This is a genomic window from Variovorax beijingensis, from assembly GCF_003951285.1.
GTDB lineage: Bacteria > Pseudomonadota > Gammaproteobacteria > Burkholderiales > Burkholderiaceae_C > Variovorax > Variovorax beijingensis.
Window position 1 is genome coordinate 186,638 of the sequence record NZ_RXFQ01000002.1, and the last position, 19,055, is coordinate 205,692.

Consider the following 19,055-nt stretch of genomic DNA (forward strand, 5'->3'; position numbering starts at 1 on the left):
AGCCTTCTATTGTCGCACTGCCGCAAAAAATGGCAGTGACAGCGGCGCGACAAACTCCGCGCTGGCTGCATTGCTACTTATTTCATAGCAAACTATTCAATAACCACGGGCATTTTTCACCATCAATGCTCAAAGATTGCGTGCATTGAAGGTGTCGCAGGACTTGACATCGCCGCTTTGATAGCCCGCGCCGAACCAGCGCTGGCGCTGCGCGCTCGATCCGTGGGTGAAGCTGTCGGGCACCACGGCGCGGCCTGCGGAGCGCTGCAGCGCGTCGTCGCCGATCTTCTGCGCGGCATTCATCGCGGCCTCGATGTCGCCCGGGTCGAGCCACTTCTTCGACTCCTGCGAATGGTGCGCCCAGATGCCGGCAAAGCAGTCGGCCTGCAGCTCGACGCGAACGCTCAACGCGTTGTTCTGCGACTGGCTCAGGCGCCCGCGCATGCCGTCGACCTTGGCGGTCACGCCGAGTTCGTCCTGCACGTGGTGGCCGACCTCGTGCGCGATGACGTAGGCCTGCGCGAATTCGCCGGGCGCGCCGAGCTGGTTCTTGAGCGTGTCGTAGAAGGCGAGGTCGATGTAGACCTTCTTGTCGCCGGGGCAGTAGAACGGCCCCATGGCCGCCTGGCCGGTACCGCATGCCGTGGGCGTGGCACCGCGGAACAGCACCAGGCGCGGCGGCTGGTAGCTGCCGCCGTTCTGCCGGAAGATGTTCGTCCAGACGACCTCGGTGTTGCGCAGCACGGTCGATACGAAGGCCGCCTCGCGGTCGCCCGAGGGCGGCTTGGGTGCGGGGCCTTGCTGTTGCTGCTGCACCTGGACCTGTTCGCCACCGCCGCCGCTCAGGAGGCTGAGCACGGTCAGCGGATTGATGCCGAAGATCCAGCCCGCGATCAGCGCGACGGCAATGGTGCCGATGCCGATGCTGCGCCCGCCGATGAAACCGCCGCCGCCACGGCCACCACCACCTTCACCGCGGCGGTCTTCGACGTTCTCGGATTGTTCGTTGCCTTCCCATCTCATCGCAGTCTCCTTGCCGGCCTTGCGGGTTTGCCGGATCGCCTCTGGATGGTACTTGGCCCGGCCGCCGGCCGCGTAACCGGCGGTCAGAATGCGCGGATCAGGTCTTGGGGAGCGTGACGCCGCGCTGTCCCTGGTACTTGCCGCCGCGGTCCTTGTAGCTGGTTTCGCAGACTTCGTCGCTCTCGAAGAACAGCACCTGCGCGCAGCCCTCGCCCGCATAGATCTTGGCGGGCAGCGGCGTGGTGTTGCTGAACTCGAGCGTCACGTAGCCTTCCCATTCGGGCTCGAAGGGCGTCACGTTGACGATGATGCCGCAGCGCGCATAGGTGCTCTTGCCCAGGCAGATGGTGAGCACGTTGCGCGGGATGCGGAAGTATTCGACCGTGCGCGCCAGCGCGAAGCTGTTGGGCGGGATGATGCAGTAGTCGCCGTGCATGTCGACGAAGCTCTTCTCGTCGAAGTTCTTCGGGTCGACCACGGTGCTGTGGATGTTGGTGAAAACCTTGAATTCAGGGGCGCACCGGATGTCGTAGCCGTAGCTCGAGGTGCCATAGCTGATGATCTTGTGGCCGGAGGCCTCGCGCACCTGTCCGGGCTCGAAGGGCTCGATCATGCCGGTCTGCTCGGCCATGCGCCGGATCCATTTGTCGCTCTTGATGCTCATATGCGGTCGCTGATGCTGCTGCTGCGGGGAGGAATGGCGCGAATTGTGGCATGGGCCACCGCCCTCCCCGCCGTCCCGGGTGCTACAGCGCCTGCGAGATCACCGTGCGCTCGACCAGCCGGTCGTCGCCCAGCACGATCATCGCGAACAGCAGCTCCTCGAGGCTGTTCGCGCGCGCGGCCTTGCGCGCCAGCAGGGGCGTGGCCTGCGGGTTGAGCACCAGGAAGTCGGCCTCGCAGCCGGGCTGCAGGTTGCCGACCACGCCACCCAGCCCCAGCGCGCGCGCCGCGCCGCCGGTGTGGCGCCACCAGAGCTCGGAAGGCGCGATGCTCAGGCCGGCCTTGGTCTGGCCCTCGCGTCCCACGTAGTAGGCCGCCATCATGGTGTGGAAGGGGCTGAAGCTGGTGCCGCCGCCCACGTCGCTGGCCAGGCCGTAGGGGTAGCCCACGCGGTCGGCCGCGCCGAAGTCGAAGAAGCCGCTGCCCAGGAACAGGTTGCTGGTCGGGCTCACGGCCGCGGCCGTCTTCGTGTCGCGCAGCAGCGCGCGGTCGGTGTCGTCCAGGTAGATGCAGTGCGCATACACGGCGCGCTCGCGCATCAGCCCGAAGCCGGCGTACACGTCGAGGTAGGAGCGCGCCTCGGGATAGAGCTCGCGCACCCACGCCACCTCGTCGCGGTTCTCGGCCACGTGCGACTGGATCCATGTATCGGCGTACTTCGCGGCCAGTTCGCCCGCGCCGCGCATCTGGGCGTCGGTGCTCGCGGGCGCGAAGCGCGGGGTGATGGCGTAGCCCAGGCGGCCGGTGTTGTGCCACTTGCGGATCAGCGCCTCGGAGTCGATGAGGCTCTGCTCGGTTTCATCGCGCACGCCGTCGGGCGAATGCCGGTCCTGCAGCACCTTGCCGCTGATCATGCGCAGGCCGCGGCGCTCGGCGCCCTCGAAGAAGGCATCGACCGAGGCCACGTGCGAAGTCGCGAAGGCCAGCGCGGTGGTGACGCCGTTGCGCAGCAGCTCGCCGAAGAACACGTCGGCCACTTCGTTCGAATGCGCGGGGTCGGCAAACCTGGCTTCGGCCGGGAAGGTGTAGTTCTCGAGCCAGGGCAAGAGCCCCGGCGAGGGCGAGCCGATGATGTCGGTCTGCGGAAAGTGGATGTGCATGTCCACGAACCCCGGCGCGAGGATGCGGCCCGGCAGGTGAGTCAGATCGGCATCGGGGTGGCGCGGCGACACGGCGGCATGGCTGCCGGCGTCGAGCACGCGCTGGCGGCCGGCGCTGTCGGGTGCGACGACCAGCAGGCCGTCTTCATCGAAAACGGGCAGGCCGGCGTCGTCGAATCGCAGGAGGGAGGCGCGGTAGGCTTTTTTCATCGTGGTTGCCGAGGGTAATCCAGGCCCGGGCCGCCGCAATTTCCATGTGCGTATGAGTGCTATATGCCCAGGCCACTCGGCAAGCGCCCGGCCGGGTCAACGCCCCACGCGTCCCTGCACGCCTTCCACGAGCCAGTTCATCTTCAGGATCTGCTCGTCGTTCAGCTGCGCACCCTTGGCAATCACGGTGCGGCCTTCGTTGTCGCGCACGTCGGCCGCCACCGCGCGGAACGGCTGCAGCCGGCCTTCCGCGATGTCCTTCTGCCGCGCCAGCACTTCCTGCTGCACGGCCTTGGGCACCTTGCCGCCGAAGTCGCCGACGCGGATCATTCCTTCCTTCACGCCGCCCCACACATTGCCGCTCTTCCAGCGGCCGTCGAGCACCGCCTGCGCACGCTCGGTGTAGTAGCCGCCCCACTGGTGCGTGACGGCGACGATCTGCGCGTCGGGCGCGATCTTGCGCATGTCGGAGTGGTAGGCCACGGCCATCTTGCCGCGCTCCTGCGCCGCGGCCATGACGGCCGTGGAGCCGGTGTGGAAGGCGATGACGTCGGCGTTCTGGTTGAACAGCGCCATGGCCGCGTCGCGCTCCTTCGGCGGATCGAACCATTCGTTGAGCCACACCACGGCCACCTTGGCATCCGGGTTCACCGAGCGCATGCCGAGCGCGAAGGCGTTGATGCCCTGCAGCACCTCCGGAATCGGAAAGCCCGCCACGTAGCCGGCCAGGTTCGTCTTCGTCATGCGGCCGGCCGCGATGCCCGCGAGGTAGCGGCCTTCGTAGTAGCGGGCGTTGGCGGTGGCGACATTGGGCGCGGTCTTGTAGCCGGTGATGGATTCGAACTTCACGCCGGGGAAGTCCTTCGCGACCTTCATCGTCGGCTCCATGTAGCCGAAGCTGGGCGTGAAGATCAGCCGGTTTCCCTGTTGCGCGAGGTCGCGGATCACGCGCTCGGCGTCGGCGCCCTCGGGCACGTTCTCGACGAAGGTGGTCTTGACCTTGCCGCCGAGCGCCGCATCGACGGCCTTGCGGCCCTCTTCGTGCTGGCGCACCCAGCCGGCATCGGTGACCGGCGTGACGTAGACGAAGCCGATCTTCAGCGGCTCCTTGGAAGCCTGCGGCTGCGAAAAGGCGGGAGACAGAAAACAGGCGGCTGCCCACGCCAGAACGGCGCGGCCCGCGAGGTTTTTGTACATGGTGTTCCTCTACATGGCCCCGGAAATGACAAACCCCGCAACAGGCCGGGGCGCCTGATGCGGGGTCGGGATTTTAGTGCGGTGCTGCCTGCGCGCCGCGCGCGGGGCCTATTCGCTCACCACCGCACTGCGGTAGGCCGCGTCGGCCTTGATCTCGGCTTCGGAGAACGGCACCCTCCGCCACTGCCCCGCGCTGTAGGCGCGCGTGTAGTCGGCGTTGTGCGCCGAGGCCGGGTCGTCCGACTGCGAGAACGCGAGGAAGGTGTGCGCCTCCACGCCGCCCTCGGGGAACCGCACGACCTGCATGTAGCTGTTGCCGTTCGGATTGCCGTCCATCGTGTAGCCGCCCTTGTCGAGCCGGTTCTCCGAGCAGGCGATGGTGAAGTAGCCCGGCCCGCCGCAGCCGCCGTAGAGCGGGATCTTCTGGCCGCCGCGCGTGGCGAACAGGTAGTCGCCGCGCTTCGCATCGAGCGCGAAGCCGCTGGCTTCCACGCGTGCGATGGCCGCGCCGAAGGCCTGCTGCAACGCGGCTTGCGCACCGGGCTTCAGGTCGCGCGGCGTGTGGATCGGGTCGCTCGCGCTGAAGGGCACGTTGTAGAGCGTGGCCGATGGCTGCAGCGATGCGCGGTTCCAGAACTCGTCCCAGATGTGCGCGCCGCGCGCCCCGCTCGTGCCGGTGTTGTCCCAGGCCTGGAGCGCCGCGCAGGCGGGGCCGGTGTCCACGTCGCGCCCGATGGCGCCGCCGCCTTGCGGATCGGTCGCCACGTTGATCGTCGGCGCCGCGCACACCATGGCCAAAGCCTGGTCCTTGAACAGCTCGGCCGTCAGCACGCGGCTGTTGATCACCATCTGCTTGACGGTGTCGGCCGTGGCACCCTTGCCGCCGTACGCATCGGCGCCATCGATCCGCCCCTGTGCCAGCAGGTTGCCCAGGCGCGTGCGGAAGCTCACGGCCTGCGTGCCTGCGGGACCCAGGATGTCCGGGTAGCCGGTCATCGGCGCCTTCGGGTTCGCGAGCCAATAGCTGTCGTTCGAATTTTCGACGTAGTCCTCGCGCAGCAGGCTCGGCATCCGGGAGGCGCCGAGCGCGCCCTTCTGGGCCGAATCGGCATCGGTCTGCCAGTCGCACGCGCTCCTGGAGCCGTCGAAGACCGGCACGCGCGGCAGCGAGGCGCCGATCGCCGCGCCCAGCGGCGTCGTGCAGCTCGCCACCTGGGTGGGCGACACATTGGGGATCGCACCGATGTCGGCATACCAGGCCTTGGGCGCCCCGCGGCCCACGGCCACGGTGTTGACCCACGGAATGGCCGACTCCTCGCGCTGGATGGCGATGAACTCGTCGAGCGACTTCGCCTGGTTCCAGCGCAGCCAGTTGCGGAAGGTGCGGTAGTTCTCGCCGTTGATGTCGCGCATCGCGAAGGCCGTGGTCTGGCTCCAGGCCAGCGCGGCGTTCAGCGGCGCCAGGTTGACCATCGGCCCGTACTCCGACTTGTAGAGCGTGCGCGTCACCGGCGCCACGCTGCCGTCGGCCTGCTTCACGTCGACCGTGATGTCCAGCGCCTGCATCTTCACGGCGCTGCCGTCGCGCATGTAGCGGGTCGGGTCGCCCGCCGCGAGCTTGAGTTCGAAGAAGCCGAAGCGGCGCGCGGTCGACACCGTGTGGCTCCAGGCGATGTTGTCGTTGAAGCCGATCAGGATCACCGGAATGCCCAGGAACGAGGTGCCGCTGATGTTGAGCTGGCCCGGGATCGTGAGCTGCGCCTGGTAGAAGCGGTCGGGCCCGCGCCAGTACCAGTGCGGGTTGCCGAAGAGCAGCGGGCTCGCGTCGCCGGTGGCCGCGGTGCCGAAGCCGATCATGTTGCTGCCGACACCTTCGTGCCCGCCCACCTGCAGCTCGGGCACGCGCATGCCGGCTGCCGCGAGTTGCAGCGTAGCCTTGTGGAGCCTGCCGCGTGCGGCGGTCTTGGTGGACGCCGCCGGTGCCGGAGCGATCGCGTTGGCGATGTTCGGCAGGAAGTTGCTGTAGCCGCCCGCGAGATTGGCCGCGTACATGCGGCGGTAGATGTCTTCGGCCGCGATGGGCTTCACCCAGGCTTCGTTGCGGCAGGCCTCGTGCGCCGCGCCGCTGGCCTTCAGGTCGCGCACATAGCGGTTGTAGCCCGCGGCAAAGCCCTCGACCAGCTGCCGGAGGTTGTCGGGCTGCGCGGCAATCATCTTCTCGAGCACGTCGGCCGAGATCACGTGCCTGTGGAAGAAGTCGGAGTCGATGTTCTTCGGCCGCCCGATGGTGCTGCCGGCCACGAGCTGCGCGTCGCCGCCGAGGTACTGCGACCGCTCGCCGCGGTAGGTGAGGAACGAGTCGGCCATGGTGCAGAGGTTGTCCTCGGCCTGCGCATGACCGTAGCCGTAGCCCGCGCCGGACCAGGTGTCGGCCTTGATGTGCGGCACGCCCATCGCGGTACGGCGGATCTCGGCCTTGTAGGTGCCTTCGGCCGGCGGGTTGCCGGGCGGATTGCCGGCCACGGGCGGGAACGAGAACCCGTTGCCTCCGCCGCCGCCGCAGGCGGTGAGCGCGGCCGCGGTGGCCAACGCGAGCAGGGACAGCGGCACGGCGCCGCGCGAGGATGTCTGTCTCATGGATGTCTCCGGTTGATGCTCTCTTGATGGAGCACCTTGCAGCCTACGCATGGAGACAGGCCGCGGCTTGAACGCAGCCGCTGTCATGCGGGCGGCTCAGTGGGCGGTCGCGTGGCCCCAGGCGTGCGACGCCTGCGCATCCGCCGTCACATGCACCCGGCTCGCGAGAAACGACGGCGGCAGCCCGAAGTAGCGCTGGAAGGTGCGGCTCATGTGCGCCGCATCGGTGAAGCCGCTGACCAGCGCCACGTCGGTGAGCGGCCGGTGGCCGGTGAACTGCTGCACCGTGCGCCGCACCTTGGTCCACAACGCATAGCGCTTGACCGACACGCCCACCTGCTCGGCGAAGAGATGCGTCAGCCGGTCGGGCGAGAGGCAGGCCACGGCCGAGAGCTTCTTCAGCGGGATCTGGCCGGCATGTTCGCGGATGGCCTGCAGCACGCGCTCGATGCGCCGGTCGATCGGCGGCACGAGTTCCGGGCATCCGGTGATCGCCTCGACCATCTTCGCGCTGAGCGACTGCAGCCTGCCGTCGCCGAGCAGCCCGCTCTGCGCGGGTTCGAAGTCGTCGCGCAGCTTGCCGAAGCAGCGCGCATCGATCGGCTCGATGCCGTGGCCGCCCATGCACCGCGCGAGCATGCGGTAGGCGCTCGATGCCGGATCGAGGTTGAGCGACAGCAGCCCGCAGCCGTCGACGTCGAGCCGGCGCGACACGTGCGGGGCCACCAGCGCGGCGGTGCAATGCACGCGCGTGCCATCGAGTGCCTCGAGCATGAACGGATGGCCGCTGACCGACGCCAGCAGCGTCGCCGACGAGCGCGCCGTGAGCCCCGACTGGATCGCCGGTGTGATGTAGAGAAACCTGTCGTCCCAGAGGTGCAGGAAGTTTTGCTGCGTGGTCATGCCGTGTCTCTTTTTTTTGTCTTGTCTCCGGCGACGGATTCTCACGCATCGGCACGGCGCAAGGGCTACGGGATTGTGCCCGGTGCGGCTCAATGAAGCTGCGCGGACTCCGCCTGCACATGCTCGCGCACGGCCTCCAGCAGCAGCGTGGCGAGGCGCGCCACCGGTGCCTCGGCCGCGGCCTGTGCGCGATAGAGCATGAGCGACATCTGCGGCAGCGCCGGCAGGCCGATGGCCGTGCGGTCGATGGCACGCACATGCGCGGGCAGGCCGAAGGGCGTACGCACCGACAGGCCCAGGCCCGCCGACGTGGCGGCCCACAGCGCGGCCAGGCTGGCGCTGGTGAACGCATGGCGCCATGGCGTGCCGGCGCGGTCGAGCGCGGCAACGACGATCTCGCGCAGCGGGCATGGCGCATCGAGCAGCACCAGCGGCAGCGGCTCCTTCGACTTGCGCGCGCTGGCGCCGCGGCGCTCGCGCTCCTCCCACCAGGCCGCGTCGAGCGCATCGGGCGACCTCGGGCCGATCCAATGCAGCGGCAGGCGCGCCACGCGCTCGCCGTGCGGCGTTATCTGCCCGCCGGTGTCCCACGCCAGCGCCAGGTCGAGTTGCCGCAGTTCGAGCCGTTCGCGCAATTCGGCGCTGCGCGCCACGCAGGCCTCGATGCGCACTTTGGGATGCGCGCGCGCAAAGCGGCCGAGCACTGCGGGCAGCAGCGTTTCGCCGAAGTCTTCCTGCAGGCCGAGCCGCACCCAGCCCTGCAGGTCCGCACCGCGCATGGCGGCGCTCGCTTCCTCGTTCAATTCGAGCATGCGGTGGGCGTAGGCCAGCAGCGTTTCGCCCGCGTCGGTGAGCTCCAGCCCGCGGCCGGCCTTGCGGAACAGCGCGGTGCCGGCTTGGGCCTCCAGCTTTTTCAGTTGCGCGCTCACGGCCGATGTGGAGCGGCCCAGCCGGTCGGCCGCGCGCGCATAGCTGCCCAGTGCGATGCCGGTGGAAAAACTGCGCAGCACGTCGAGATCGAACATCACCTGGGACATGGATTCACCTTTCATCAATCGTCCTGTTTTTTGGGACGAATCACTCATTATTTTCTGATTTTCAGAATCTTTGCAACGGCGGACACTGCGCCGCAACATGATCCATTCGACCTCCTCCCCTTCCTATTCCCCGCGCCACCGCTGGAAGGTGCTGGCCGCGGGCGTGGCCGCCAATGCGGCGTTCTCCGTGGCCTTCAGCGGCATCCCGATGACCGCGGTGCTGATGCGCACCGGCTACCAGCTCGACAACGCCACGCTCGGCCTGGTGCTCGGCCTCATGGGCCTGGGCATCGCAGTCAGCGAGCTGCCCTGGGGCCTGCTGACCGACCGCTGGGGCGACCGGCCGGTGCTGCTCACGGGCCTTGGCAGCACGGCCATCGCACTCGTGGCGATGGCGCTCTGGGCCGCGCCCGGCGCGCAGCACATCCCCGGCCTCGGTTGGCTCGGTGCCGGGCTGCTGCTGGTGGGCCTGCTGGGCGGCAGCGTCAACGGCGCGAGCGGCCGCGCGGTGATGACGTGGTTCGATGCCGGCGAGCGCGGGCTCGCGATGAGCATCCGCCAGACCGCGGTGCCGCTGGGCGGCGGCGTCGGCGCGCTGGTGCTGCCGTTTGTCGCATTGCATTTCGGCTTTGCCGCGCTCTACGGCCTGCTGGCGCTGCTGTGCGCGCTGAGCGCGGCGATGAGCTGGGCCTGGGTGCACGAGCCGCCTGTTGCGCCGGACACGCCGCGCACCACGGCCGACGTCGCCGAGGCGGCGATCGCATCGAAGAGCGGCCCGCTGCGCGATGCCCGCGTCTGGCGCATCGTGCTGGGCATCGGCATCCTGTGCGCGCCGCAGTTCGCGGTGCTGTCCTTCGGCACGGTGTTCCTGCACGATTTCGGCCATGCGGGCCTCGCAGCCATCACGGCCACCATGGTCTTCGTGCAGGTCGGCGCAATGGTGATGCGCGTGTGGAGCGGCCGCTGGACCGACCGCCGCCGCAACCGCCCCGCCTACCTGCGCGCCTGCAGTGCGCTCAGCGTGCTGCTGTTCGCAGGGCTCGCGATGCTGGTGATGGCGGCGGGCACGCATGCCGCCGATTCGGCGGCGCTGCGCATGGCACTGGTGGCGCTGCTGGCGGCCAGCGGGGTCTGCGTGTCGGCCTGGCACGGCGTCGCCTACACGGAATTGGCCACGCTGGCCGGCGCCGCACGCGCGGGCACCGCGCTCGGCATGGCGAACACCAGCGTGTTCCTGGTGTGCTTCATCACGCCCTTCTCCATCCCGCACCTGCTCGCGCTGCAGGGCTGGCCGCTGGTGTGGCTTGCGGCCAGCGCCTTCGCGCTGGTGGCGATGCCGCTGCTGGTGCCGCGGGCCGCCGCGGCCGATCAGAAGCTCGCGAAGACGGCGTTGAGCCGATCGACGTAGGCGCGCTTGGCGGCGGCGTCGATGAAGCTGCCTTCGAAGCTGTTGGCCGCGAGCTGCCAGGCCTGCTGCACGCCGAGTCCGGTGGCAGCGAAGGTCTGGGTGAAGTTCTGGTTCATGTAGCCGCCGAAGTAGGCCGGATCGTCCGAGTTGACGGTGGCCACCAGCCCCGCGTCGAGCAGCGCGCCGAGGTTGTGCTGTGCCAGGTCGGGGAACACGCAGAGCTTGAGGTTGGACAGCGGGCACACGGTGAGCGCAATGCGGTCCTGCGCGAGCCGCTTCATCAGGGCCGGATCCTTCGCGCTCTGCACGCCGTGGTCGACGCGCTCGACCTTGAGCACGTCGAGCGCGCTCCACACGTAGGCCGGCGGTCCCTCCTCGCCCGCATGCGCGACAAGGTGGAAGCCCAGCTCGCGGCAGCGCGCGAACACGCGCGCGAACTTCTCGGGCGGATGGCCGACCTCGCTCGAATCGAGGCCCACGCCAATGAACAGGTCACGAAACGGCAGCGCCTGTTCCAGCGTTTCGAAGGCCTCTTCCTCGCTCAGGTGGCGCAGGAAGCACAGGATGAGCGCCGCGCTCACGCCAAGCTTCGCCTCTGCATCGGCGCACGCGCGGTGCAGGCCGTGGACGACCGTCTCCATCGGCACGCCGCGCGCGGTGTGCGTCTGCGGGTCGAAGAACATTTCGGTGCGCACGACGTTGTCGGCCGCGGCGCGCTCCAGGTAGGCCCAGGCCATGTCGTAGAAGTCCTGCTCCTTCAGCAGCACGCTGGCACCGGCGTAGTAGATGTCGAGGAAGCTCTGCAGGTTGGTGAAGGCGTAGGCACGGCGCAGCTCTTCGACGCTGGCGTAGGGAATGGCCACGCCGTTGCGCTGCGCGAGCGCAAAGATCAGCTCGGGTTCGAGCGAGCCCTCGATATGCATGTGCAGCTCGGCCTTGGGCATGGCGCGCAGCAGTTCGGGCAGGCGCTCGGCGGCGATCTGGCCGAAGCTCTGGTCGAAGACGGGGCGGTAGTCGGTCATGGTGGGAAAATCGGCGTTGTGATTTCCGCACAGCATAAGCGCAGCCGCCGGCCGGAAGATGCGCCAGAACGTATAGGGCCCATGCCTCTCATTTCAAAACGGCCATCGCGCAACACACGGAAACTTCCACCGCTCCCGCTGCTGGTTTCGTTGCTGATGTCCGCTCCAGCGTGCGCCGGCACTGTCGACGGGGCACAGGCACTGGCCCGCGAACGCGGCTGCCTCGCCTGCCACGGCATGCTCCGAAAGCAGGTCGGCCCCGGCTTCGCGCAAATCGCCGAGCGCTACCGGAACGACGCAGCGGCACCCTCCCGGCTGGCCGGCAAGATCCAGGGCGGCAGCGTGGGCACCTGGGGACGCGTCATCATGCCCCGCCAATCGCGCGTGACCGATGAAGAGGCGAAGGCCCTGGCCGGGTGGGTTCTTTCGCAGCCGCAGCCATGAAGCGCGGCCGCAGCCGGCGCGTCAGTCGTTGAAGGCCCGCAGCATCGCCTTGCGCAGCCAAGTCTCGGCCGCATCCTTGTCGGTCACGGCGCGCCAGGCCAGCTTGATCTGGTAGCTCGGACTCTCGAACGGCAGCGCCTCGCAGCGAAGCCCGCCCTGCGCCGACAGCGCCTGGGCGACGTGTTCCGGCACCGTGGCGAGCAGCTCGGTGCCCGCGAGCACGGCCGGCAGGCTGCCGAACTGCGGCACCGAGAAGGCCACCTCGCGCTGCCGGCCGAGCTCGTTCAATGTTTCATCGACGGTGCCGCACAGGTCGCCCGCGTAGGTCACGAGCACATGCCGCCGCCGGCAATAGTCGTCGAGCGTCAGTCTTGCGGCTGCGGTGTCGGCGCGCAGCAGTGCAAAGCGTGCCGTGCGGACCTTGCGTATCCTGGCGCCCGCCGGCAGGTCCTTCAGGAAGGTCATGACCGCGCTGACCCGCCCCTCGTCGAGATGGCGCGCGGCGTTGCGGTAGCAGACCGTCAGGGTCACCAGCCGGGCCCGGGGTGCTTCCACGCTGAGCGCGCGAAGCAGCCGCGGCAGCATCGCGATCTGCAGGTCGTCGGTCAGCCCGATGCGAAACACCGGCGCGGCGCGCGCAGGCTCGAAGTCCGCCTGCGCCCGGAACGTGGCCTCGATCTGCTCTAGCGCCGGCCCCAGTCCCTGCATCAGCGCAAGCGCCCGTTCGGTCGGCTCCATCACCCGCCCCTGGCGCACCAGGAGCGGATCGCCCGTGAGCTCGCGCAGCCGTGCCAGCGCGTGGCTCACTGCGGGCTGTCCCAGGTGCAGGCGCTGCGCAGCCCGGCTGACGTGCCGCTCCCGCATGAGGGCCGCCAGCACGGTGAGCAGGTTGAGGTCAATCCGGCTGAGTTCGATCGGTTTCATCCAGGCGCCTTGAAGTCATCGATTCCATGCATAGCGAATATCGTATGAATCGATTTCCTTGATGGCCCTGCGGCTTCTAGATTGATGCCTTCGGCCGCTTCATTCCGGGGCTGCCCGCTTTTTCCAAGGAGATTCTTGTATGGGCAGGATGGTTCGCTTTCACCGCTTCGGCGGCGCCGATGTTCTGGAGGTCGAGGAGGTTGCGACGCCTGGGCCTGGCGCCGGCGAAGTGCGCATCGCGGTGCAGGCGATCGGCCTGAACCGGGCCGACGCACTGTGGCGCCAGAACCTGTACATCGAGGACGCGACGCTGCCAGCCGGCCTGGGTAACGAGGCCGCCGGCCTCATCGAAGCGGTGGGCGCGGGTGTCCATGGCCTGAGCGTGGGCGACCGCGTCGCGGTGCTGCCCGGCGCCAACCAGGGCCTGTATCCCACCTATGGCGAGCGCATTCTTTTTCCGGCCTCGCATGTGGTGCGCCATCCCGGCAACCTCTCGGCCGAGCAGGCCGCCGCAGCCTACATGGCCTGCCTGACGGGCTATTTCCCGCTGTTCGAGATGGCCCGCCTGCAGCGCGGCCAGACGGTACTGGTGACGGGCGCGTCATCCAGCACGGGCATTGCGGCGCTGCAGATGGCGCGCATGGCGGGCCTCCTTGCCATCGCCACCACGCGCACGGCAGCCAAGCGCCAGGCGCTGCTGGATGCGGGCGCGGCCCATGTGGTGGTGACGCAAGGCGAAGACGTGGTGGAGCGCGTCCTGGCGCTGACGGGTGGCCGCGGGGCCGACCTGGTGTACGACGGCGTGGGCGGTCCGCAGCTGGAGCGGCTCGGCGGCGCCGTCGCACAGCGCGGCTGGTACGTGCTGTACGGGCTCTCCGGCGGCGCGGAATTCAGCTACCCCGTGCTTGCGCAGTTCCGCAAGAGCTGGCGCTTCCACGTCTACACGGTCCTGGAATTCACCGGCTCGGCCACCATGGGCTTGCCGCGCGATGAAGCTGCGCTGGACCGCGCACTGGCCTTCGTCAATGAAGGCCTGGCCAGCGGCGCCCTGCAGATGCACATCGACCGCCGCTTTGCGCTCGACGAGGTGGTGCAAGCCCATGAGTACCTCGAACGCGCCGGTCACATCGGCAAGATCGTGCTCACGGTCTGATCGATCGGGCCGGAACGCAAGCCGTCACCAGGCCGCTTCGCTGCTCTCCAGCGCACGCCGGGCGAGCAGAAAGGCTGCCGCGTTCCAGCTCTGGCCCGCCATGCCCATCGGCGCCAGCGTGCGGCCGTGGAACCACTCGGTAAATCGCCAGCCGCCGAGCTGGTTCACATGCGCGAGGCGCGCAAGCTCGGGCCAGGCCATGTCATGCAGCCCGAGGCGGGCCAGCGCCATCACCCAGAAGCCGCCCACGAAAGGCCAGATGCCGCCGTTGTGGTACTGGTGCACCACGTTCTGCTGGTGGCGCGCCATGTACGGCCGCCAGAGGGCATGCTCGCGCGTCAGCGGATGCAGCACCACGCGCACCGGGTACGGCTCGCAGGCGCGCGCCGCGGCAATGGTGCGGACGATACGGTTCGCCATCTCCGAATCGGCCAGCCCGCCCTGGATGGCCAGCACGTTGCCGAACACGTCGCCCTCGTCACCGACGAAGGACAGGTTGACGAAGCTCAGGTACAGGCCCGGATCGGCCCGCCCGCGGCGCGCGTAGTGCCGCAGCAGCCGGGCGCGGTGGTATTCGGGCAGGTCCTGCTGGAACGGATTGAACAGGTGGTTGAAGTGGTGCTGCGTCGCCTCGGCATGGTCCAGCGCGAAGCGGCGCTTCACCTCGTACCAGAGCGCGTTGGTGTACAGCACATAGCCCGAGCGCGGCATGATGTCGGCCCAGTCGCTGGCCTCGTTCTGCTGCAGCAGCCGGAAGTGCTGGTGCTCCTGCGCCAGCAGCCAGCCGATCGCGCGCTGCACCTCGCCGCGCCAGTGCGTGGCGCCGACCTGGCCGTGGCGGCGCACATGGTCCACCGCGATCAGCCACCACAGCGTGGCGTCGATGCAGCCCAGGTACCAGAAGTCGGCATCCTGGCCGTCGGGGTCGACATACTTGGGAATCTGGCCGTTGGCCGCCTGCTGCGCGGCCAGCGCATCGAGGCTGGCGACGGCGCCCTGCTCCAGCGCGGGCACGCCGCTGCCGCACATGGCCATCACGCAGATGGCCGCGTCGCGCCCGAAGATACGCGTGTAGCGCCGCGCAACGGCGGCCTCGGTGCGGGTGGCGGCCAGGATGCCGTGCGGCGTCAGGTTGCGTTCGAGCAGTTGCAGCGAGGCTTGGGAACAGTCGTCGATCAGTGCAAGGGAAGTGGCGTCAGGTGTCGTCATGGGTTCGATAGGCTTGCGGCGTCAGGCCGTGCTGCCGCGCGAAGGCGCGCTGCAGCGCGTCCACCGAGCGGAAGCCGCTGCGGCTCGCGATGCGGTCCTGCGGCCACCGCGTCTGGCGCAGCAGCTGCGCGGCGGCGGCCACGCGGACCTGTTCGACAAAGCGCGCCGGCGTGCAGCCGGTCTCGGCCGCAAAGGCGCGCGCGAAGTTTCTCGGGCTCATCTGCACGCGCTCGGCCAGGGCCTCGACCGACAGGTCGTCCTGCGGATGCGTGCCGATCCACGCCACCAGTTCGCGCAGGCGGTGGCTGGCCGAGGCCTGCGCCTGGAGCGCCTGCGTCAGCTGCGGCTGCGCTCCGCCGCGCAGCATCGGCAGCGCCAGCGTGCGGGCGATTTCCATCGACACTGCATGGCCGAGGTCGTCCTCGACCAGCGCGAGCGCGAGCTCGATGCCGGTGGTGACGCCGGCCGAGGTCCACACCGGACCATCGCGCACATAGATGCGATCGCGCTGCACCCGCACCTGCGGCCGCAGCGCCTGCAGCTGGTCGCACACGCGCCAGTGCGTGGTGGCCTCGCGGCCGTCGAGCAGGCCGGCCGCGGCCAGCGCGAAGGCGCCGCTGCACACGCTCGCCATGCGGCGCGTATGCGGTGCCACCTGTTCGAGCCAGGCGCCGATGCGCTGTTCGAGGATGGCAGCGCGCACCGCCGGCTCGTCGCCGCCGGCGACGATCAGCGTGTCGATCGACGCGGGCAGCTGCTGCAGGCTGCAAGTGCCCGAAAAGCTCAGGCCGCCGTTCGTCGACACGGTGCCGCCGGCCGGCGATGCGATGTGCAGGCGGTAGCGGCCGGGATGCATCTGCCCGGCCTTGCTGAACACGCTGGCGGGACCGGCGACGTCGATCACCTCGACGCCGTCGAACACCACCAGCACCACGTCGCTGGCAGAAACCGCGGTTTCTTCGTCCTTGCGGGTCAGGGTGGGCATTCGTAGTCTCGGGGCATCGTCATCAAGTCGACAGGGGAACGGCCATGTGGAGATCGATAGGAGCGCTGATCGGTGCAAGTATTGCAGCCTTTGCGCTGGCGGGCTGCACGGGGGGCGCGCCGCCGCTGCCGCCCGCGCAGGCCGACGCGGCGCGCAGCGAGCGCGAGAAGCAGGCCTTCGTCGAGGCGCTGAAGCCGCCTCGCGCCGGCCGGCCCGTGGTGGCGGTGCTCGCGCTGAACGAAGGCACCGAGATGACCGACCTGCTGCTGCCGCATGCGGTGCTCCGGCGTGCCGATGTGGCCGAAGTGCGGATCGTGGCGCCGCGCGCCGGACGGGTGCGCCTGTATCCCGCGCTCGAGGTCGATGGGGCGCAGGACTTCGCCGCATTCGACCGGCTTCATCCCGCGGGCGCCGACTACGTGATCGTGCCGGCGATGATCGCCGACGACAACCCGCAGGTGGCGGCCTGGCTCAAGCAGCAGGCGGCGCGCGGTGCGCGGGTGGTGGGCGTCTGCTCGGGCGCACGCGTGGTCGGCCGCGCCGGCCTGCTCGACGGCCGGCGCTTCGCGGGCCACTGGTACGACCGCGGCACGCTGCTCGCGCGCCACCCCGGCGCCAGCTACGTGCCGCACCAGCGCTACGTGGTGGACCGCGGCGTCGCCACCACCACCGGCATCACCGCCTCGGTGCCGGCGATGCTGGCGCTGGTGGAGGCGATCGGCGGGCCGGAGAAAGCCAGGGCTCTTGCAACGGAACTCGGCGTGGCCTCGTGGACGCCGGTGCACGACAGTTCGCCGTTCTATCTGGACACCGGCCGCAGAGTGGATTTCCTGCTCAACAAGGCCGCGTTCTGGCGCGGCGAGCGCTGGCGCGTGGACGTGCAGGACGGCGCCGACGACATCGCCCTCGCGCTGGCCGTCGATGCGTGGACGCGCACCGGGCACATCGGCGTCGATGCCGCATCGGCCTCGGGCCCGGTCCGGCTGCGCAGCGGGCTGGTGCTGCTGGCGCAGCCGCCCCGCGAAGGGACGGAGCGCCTGCGGCTCTCTTCGTCGCTGAGGCCGGTGCCGCAGCTGGACCGCACGCTGTGCGAGATCGGCGAACGCCATGGCGCGGCGCGGCGCGACTGGGTCATGCTGGAGATGGAATACCCCGGGCCGGTTGCAGCCGCCTGCGCAGGCTGAGCGGCCGGCTGCATGAAGAAGGCCGGATTCAATCGACCCGGATGTTGCGCGCCTTCACCAGCGCGCCCACGCGCCCCGTCTCGTTCTGCACGAACTTCGCAAAGGCCTCCGGCGTGGTGCCGGCGGGTTCCAGGCCAAGCTGCAGCAGCTTCTGCTTGACTTGCGGCTCGTTGACGGCAGCCTGCACCACCTTGCCGAGCCGCTGCACGATGTCGGGCGGCGTGCCCTTGGGAAGGAACACGCCGTTCCACTCGACCACGTTGTAGCCCGGCAGGCCCGACTCGGCGAGCGTCGGCGTGTCGGGCAGGCCGGGCACGCGCTTGGCGGAACTCACGGCCAGCGCGCGCAGCTTGCCCGACTGCACGTAGCCGAGCGTCGACGCCACGTTGCCGAAGTAGGCCGACACCTGCTCGCCCATCACGTCAGTCAGTGCGGGCGCGCCGCCCTTGTAGGGCACGTGCATCAGGCTGACCTTGGCCTGCTCGTTCAGCGCCTCGCCGGCCAGGTGCGAGCCGGTGCCGCCGCCCGCCGAGGCAAAGCTCAGCTTGCCGGGGTTCTTGCGCGCGAAGTCCAGGAACTGCGCCACCGTGCTGTACGGCGCCGTGGCGGGCACGACGAGGATCTGCGGCGCGGTGGCCACCAGCGACACCGGGATGAAGTCTTTCGCGGCATCGAAAGGCAGCTTGCGCAGCGACGGGTTCACCGAGAACGCCGAGGCGTCGTAGAGCACGGTGTAGCCGTCGGCGGGCGCCTTGGCCACGTTGTCCTCGCCAATCACGCCGCCCGCGCCCGGCCGGTTGTCGATGATGATCTGCTGGCCGAGCGCGATGCTCATCTGCTGCGCGACGACGCGCGCGGTGTTGTCGGCGCCGCCGCCCGCGGCGTACGGCACCACCATGCGGATCGGCTTCTCGGGCCATGCGGCCCAGCCCAGCAGCGGAATGCAGGCGGCCAGTGCGGCCATCGATTTCAGGATGCGTTTCTTCGTCATTCGGTCGTCTCGGTCTTTGTCGTTTCAGGAAAAGTCGTAGAGCAGCGCGGGGTTGTCGACGAGCACGCGGCGGCGCTGCGCCTCGTCCGGAACCCATCCGCCCAGCAGGTCGAACAGCATCGCGTCGTCGGGCTTGCCGGCCGCGGACTCGGTCGGGTGCGGCCAGTCGCTGCCCCACACCACGCGCTCCGGCGCCTGGCGGACCCAGGCCTGAGCGATGGGGGTCGTGTCTTCATAGCCGCCAGCGGCGCCCGTCTTCGAATCGAGGTAGGCACCCGAGAGCTTGATCCAGGTGCGGCCGCTGTCGCGCAGCCGGCTGACGACATCGAATGCGGGATGCGATAGCGCGCCGGGCAGCGGCAGCCGCGCGAGATGGTCGAACACGATCGTGCACGGCAGCCGCGCCAGCAAGGCCGCATGCCCGGCGATCTGGTCGGCGTTCCAGTGCAGCTGCACATGCCAGCCCAGCGCATGCACGCGCTGCGCGAGCGGCTCGACCATTTCGAAGCCGGTCGCCGCATTGGCGGCCGTATAGAGCGTGAAGCGGATGCCGCGGATGCCGCCCGCATGCAGGCGCTCGAGTTCGGCATCGCTCACGTCGGGCCGGACCACGGCCACACCCCGGGCGCGTGCCGTGCCCAATGTGCGAATGGCATCGAGCGTCACGCTGTTGTCGGTGCCATGGACGCGCGGCTGCACGACGACCGTGCGCTCGGTGCCGATGCGTTGCTGCAGCAGGCGGTAGTCGGCGGCCGTGGCGTTGTCGACCATCGCATCGGGCGAGCCGTGGAGCGCGAAGCGGCGGTCGTAGACATGCATGTGCGCATCGCAGGCGCCCGCGGGCGCGGCGCAGGCGGGCTTGCGCGTGCCGCTGCTGTGGGGATAGGCGACGTCCATGCGCCTTG

At 69.4% G+C, this 19,055-nt stretch carries 17 protein-coding genes; 4 read left to right on the plus strand and 13 right to left on the minus strand.

The window, feature by feature from the left end; genetic code table 11:
- Positions 1-129: 129 nt before the first annotated feature.
- From ypfJ to EJO66_RS03975, 7 genes are all read right to left on the minus strand, one after another.
- Positions 130-1,023, minus strand: a complete 894-nt coding sequence (ypfJ, locus tag EJO66_RS03945; protein WP_124956249.1) for a KPN_02809 family neutral zinc metallopeptidase — start codon at positions 1,021-1,023, stop codon at positions 130-132.
- A gap of 97 nt (positions 1,024-1,120) precedes the next feature.
- Positions 1,121-1,687 (minus strand): dCTP deaminase, encoded by a 567-nt coding sequence (gene dcd / locus EJO66_RS03950; RefSeq protein WP_013542862.1) that lies wholly within the window; start codon positions 1,685-1,687, stop codon positions 1,121-1,123.
- 82 nt (positions 1,688-1,769) lie between these two features.
- Complete coding sequence (gene guaD / locus EJO66_RS03955) at positions 1,770-3,056, minus strand: guanine deaminase (protein WP_124956251.1); 1,287 nt, start codon at positions 3,054-3,056, stop codon at positions 1,770-1,772.
- A gap of 96 nt (positions 3,057-3,152) precedes the next feature.
- Positions 3,153-4,253 (minus strand): BMP family ABC transporter substrate-binding protein, encoded by a 1,101-nt coding sequence (locus EJO66_RS03960; RefSeq protein ID WP_125964676.1) that lies wholly within the window; start codon positions 4,251-4,253, stop codon positions 3,153-3,155.
- A 108-nt stretch (positions 4,254-4,361) separates the two neighbouring features.
- On the minus strand, positions 4,362-6,890 hold the full coding sequence (locus EJO66_RS03965) for a penicillin acylase family protein (RefSeq protein WP_125964677.1): 2,529 nt from the start codon (positions 6,888-6,890) through the stop codon (positions 4,362-4,364).
- A gap of 96 nt (positions 6,891-6,986) precedes the next feature.
- Positions 6,987-7,793, minus strand: a complete 807-nt coding sequence (locus EJO66_RS03970; protein WP_124956257.1) for a helix-turn-helix domain-containing protein — start codon at positions 7,791-7,793, stop codon at positions 6,987-6,989.
- An 89-nt stretch (positions 7,794-7,882) separates the two neighbouring features.
- Positions 7,883-8,830 (minus strand): LysR substrate-binding domain-containing protein, encoded by a 948-nt coding sequence (locus EJO66_RS03975; RefSeq protein WP_125964729.1) that lies wholly within the window; start codon positions 8,828-8,830, stop codon positions 7,883-7,885.
- 97 nt (positions 8,831-8,927) lie between these two features.
- Between EJO66_RS03975 and EJO66_RS03980 the strand changes: the two genes are divergently transcribed.
- Positions 8,928-10,238, plus strand: coding sequence for an MFS transporter (locus tag EJO66_RS03980; RefSeq protein ID WP_125964678.1), 1,311 nt, complete (start codon positions 8,928-8,930; stop codon positions 10,236-10,238).
- On the opposite strand, the gene EJO66_RS03985 is transcribed toward EJO66_RS03980, so the two are convergent.
- Complete coding sequence (locus EJO66_RS03985; protein ID WP_185738247.1) at positions 10,199-11,260, minus strand: adenosine deaminase; 1,062 nt, start codon at positions 11,258-11,260, stop codon at positions 10,199-10,201. The genes EJO66_RS03980 and EJO66_RS03985 overlap by 40 nt on opposite strands.
- Positions 11,261-11,416: 156 nt before the next feature.
- On the opposite strand from EJO66_RS03985, the gene EJO66_RS03990 reads away from it, so the two are divergent.
- A complete protein-coding gene (locus EJO66_RS03990) occupies positions 11,417-11,704 on the plus strand; it encodes a c-type cytochrome (RefSeq protein ID WP_223262154.1) in 288 nt (95 codons plus the stop codon).
- 21 nt (positions 11,705-11,725) lie between these two features.
- Here the strand turns inward: EJO66_RS03990 and EJO66_RS03995 are convergent, their stop codons facing one another.
- Entirely contained in the window at positions 11,726-12,628 is a 903-nt protein-coding gene (locus tag EJO66_RS03995) for a LysR family transcriptional regulator (protein WP_124956265.1), read from the minus strand.
- 139 nt (positions 12,629-12,767) lie between these two features.
- On the opposite strand from EJO66_RS03995, the gene EJO66_RS04000 reads away from it, so the two are divergent.
- Positions 12,768-13,781: a zinc-dependent alcohol dehydrogenase family protein gene (locus EJO66_RS04000; RefSeq protein ID WP_125964679.1), complete on the plus strand. Its 1,014-nt coding sequence runs from the start codon at positions 12,768-12,770 to the stop codon at positions 13,779-13,781.
- A 24-nt stretch (positions 13,782-13,805) separates the two neighbouring features.
- Here the strand turns inward: EJO66_RS04000 and EJO66_RS04005 are convergent, their stop codons facing one another.
- Positions 13,806-14,990, minus strand: a complete 1,185-nt coding sequence (locus EJO66_RS04005; protein WP_125964680.1) for a glycoside hydrolase 100 family protein — start codon at positions 14,988-14,990, stop codon at positions 13,806-13,808.
- Positions 14,977-15,975 (minus strand): GlxA family transcriptional regulator, encoded by a 999-nt coding sequence (locus EJO66_RS04010; protein ID WP_124956271.1) that lies wholly within the window; start codon positions 15,973-15,975, stop codon positions 14,977-14,979. Before EJO66_RS04010 ends, EJO66_RS04005 begins: the two co-directional genes overlap by 14 nt.
- A gap of 44 nt (positions 15,976-16,019) precedes the next feature.
- Between EJO66_RS04010 and EJO66_RS04015 the strand changes: the two genes are divergently transcribed.
- A complete protein-coding gene (locus EJO66_RS04015; RefSeq protein WP_125964681.1) occupies positions 16,020-17,159 on the plus strand; it encodes a DJ-1/PfpI family protein in 1,140 nt (379 codons plus the stop codon).
- A 28-nt stretch (positions 17,160-17,187) separates the two neighbouring features.
- Here EJO66_RS04015 and EJO66_RS04020 read toward each other — a convergent pair whose 3' ends face one another.
- Both EJO66_RS04020 and EJO66_RS04025 read right to left on the minus strand, forming a co-directional pair.
- The gene (locus tag EJO66_RS04020; protein WP_124956275.1) at positions 17,188-18,150 is read right to left on the minus strand and encodes a Bug family tripartite tricarboxylate transporter substrate binding protein; all 963 of its coding nucleotides are present in this window, start codon (positions 18,148-18,150) and stop codon (positions 17,188-17,190) included.
- A 24-nt stretch (positions 18,151-18,174) separates the two neighbouring features.
- Positions 18,175-19,047 carry an amidohydrolase family protein gene (locus tag EJO66_RS04025; RefSeq protein WP_125964682.1) on the minus strand — a complete coding sequence of 291 codons (873 nt, stop codon included), beginning with the start codon at positions 19,045-19,047 and terminating at the stop codon, positions 18,175-18,177.
- Positions 19,048-19,055 lie beyond the last annotated feature (8 nt).

Excerpts from the sequence above, each read along its gene's own strand:
- EJO66_RS04025 (WP_125964682.1), bottom strand. The coding sequence starts at position 19,047 with ATGGACGTCGCCTATCCCCACAGCAGCGGCACGCGCAAGCCCGCCTGC.
- EJO66_RS04010 (WP_124956271.1), bottom strand. The coding sequence starts at position 15,975 with ATGCCCACCCTGACCCGCAAGGACGAAGAAACCGCGGTTTCTGCCAGC.
- EJO66_RS03980 (WP_125964678.1), top strand. The coding sequence starts at position 8,928 with ATGATCCATTCGACCTCCTCCCCTTCCTATTCCCCGCGCCACCGCTGG.
- EJO66_RS04000 (WP_125964679.1), top strand. The coding sequence starts at position 12,768 with ATGGGCAGGATGGTTCGCTTTCACCGCTTCGGCGGCGCCGATGTTCTG.
- guaD (WP_124956251.1), bottom strand. The coding sequence starts at position 3,056 with ATGAAAAAAGCCTACCGCGCCTCCCTCCTGCGATTCGACGACGCCGGC.
- EJO66_RS03975 (WP_125964729.1), bottom strand. The coding sequence starts at position 8,830 with ATGTCCCAGGTGATGTTCGATCTCGACGTGCTGCGCAGTTTTTCCACC.
- EJO66_RS03965 (WP_125964677.1), bottom strand. The coding sequence starts at position 6,890 with ATGAGACAGACATCCTCGCGCGGCGCCGTGCCGCTGTCCCTGCTCGCG.
- EJO66_RS03995 (WP_124956265.1), bottom strand. The coding sequence starts at position 12,628 with ATGAAACCGATCGAACTCAGCCGGATTGACCTCAACCTGCTCACCGTG.
- EJO66_RS03970 (WP_124956257.1), bottom strand. The coding sequence starts at position 7,793 with ATGACCACGCAGCAAAACTTCCTGCACCTCTGGGACGACAGGTTTCTC.
- EJO66_RS03960 (WP_125964676.1), bottom strand. The coding sequence starts at position 4,253 with ATGTACAAAAACCTCGCGGGCCGCGCCGTTCTGGCGTGGGCAGCCGCC.
- EJO66_RS03990 (WP_223262154.1), top strand. The coding sequence starts at position 11,417 with ATGTCCGCTCCAGCGTGCGCCGGCACTGTCGACGGGGCACAGGCACTG.
- dcd (WP_013542862.1), bottom strand. The coding sequence starts at position 1,687 with ATGAGCATCAAGAGCGACAAATGGATCCGGCGCATGGCCGAGCAGACC.
- EJO66_RS04005 (WP_125964680.1), bottom strand. The coding sequence starts at position 14,990 with ATGACGACACCTGACGCCACTTCCCTTGCACTGATCGACGACTGTTCC.
- ypfJ (WP_124956249.1), bottom strand. The coding sequence starts at position 1,023 with ATGAGATGGGAAGGCAACGAACAATCCGAGAACGTCGAAGACCGCCGC.
- EJO66_RS03985 (WP_185738247.1), bottom strand. The coding sequence starts at position 11,260 with ATGACCGACTACCGCCCCGTCTTCGACCAGAGCTTCGGCCAGATCGCC.
- EJO66_RS04015 (WP_125964681.1), top strand. The coding sequence starts at position 16,020 with ATGTGGAGATCGATAGGAGCGCTGATCGGTGCAAGTATTGCAGCCTTT.
- EJO66_RS04020 (WP_124956275.1), bottom strand. The coding sequence starts at position 18,150 with ATGACGAAGAAACGCATCCTGAAATCGATGGCCGCACTGGCCGCCTGC.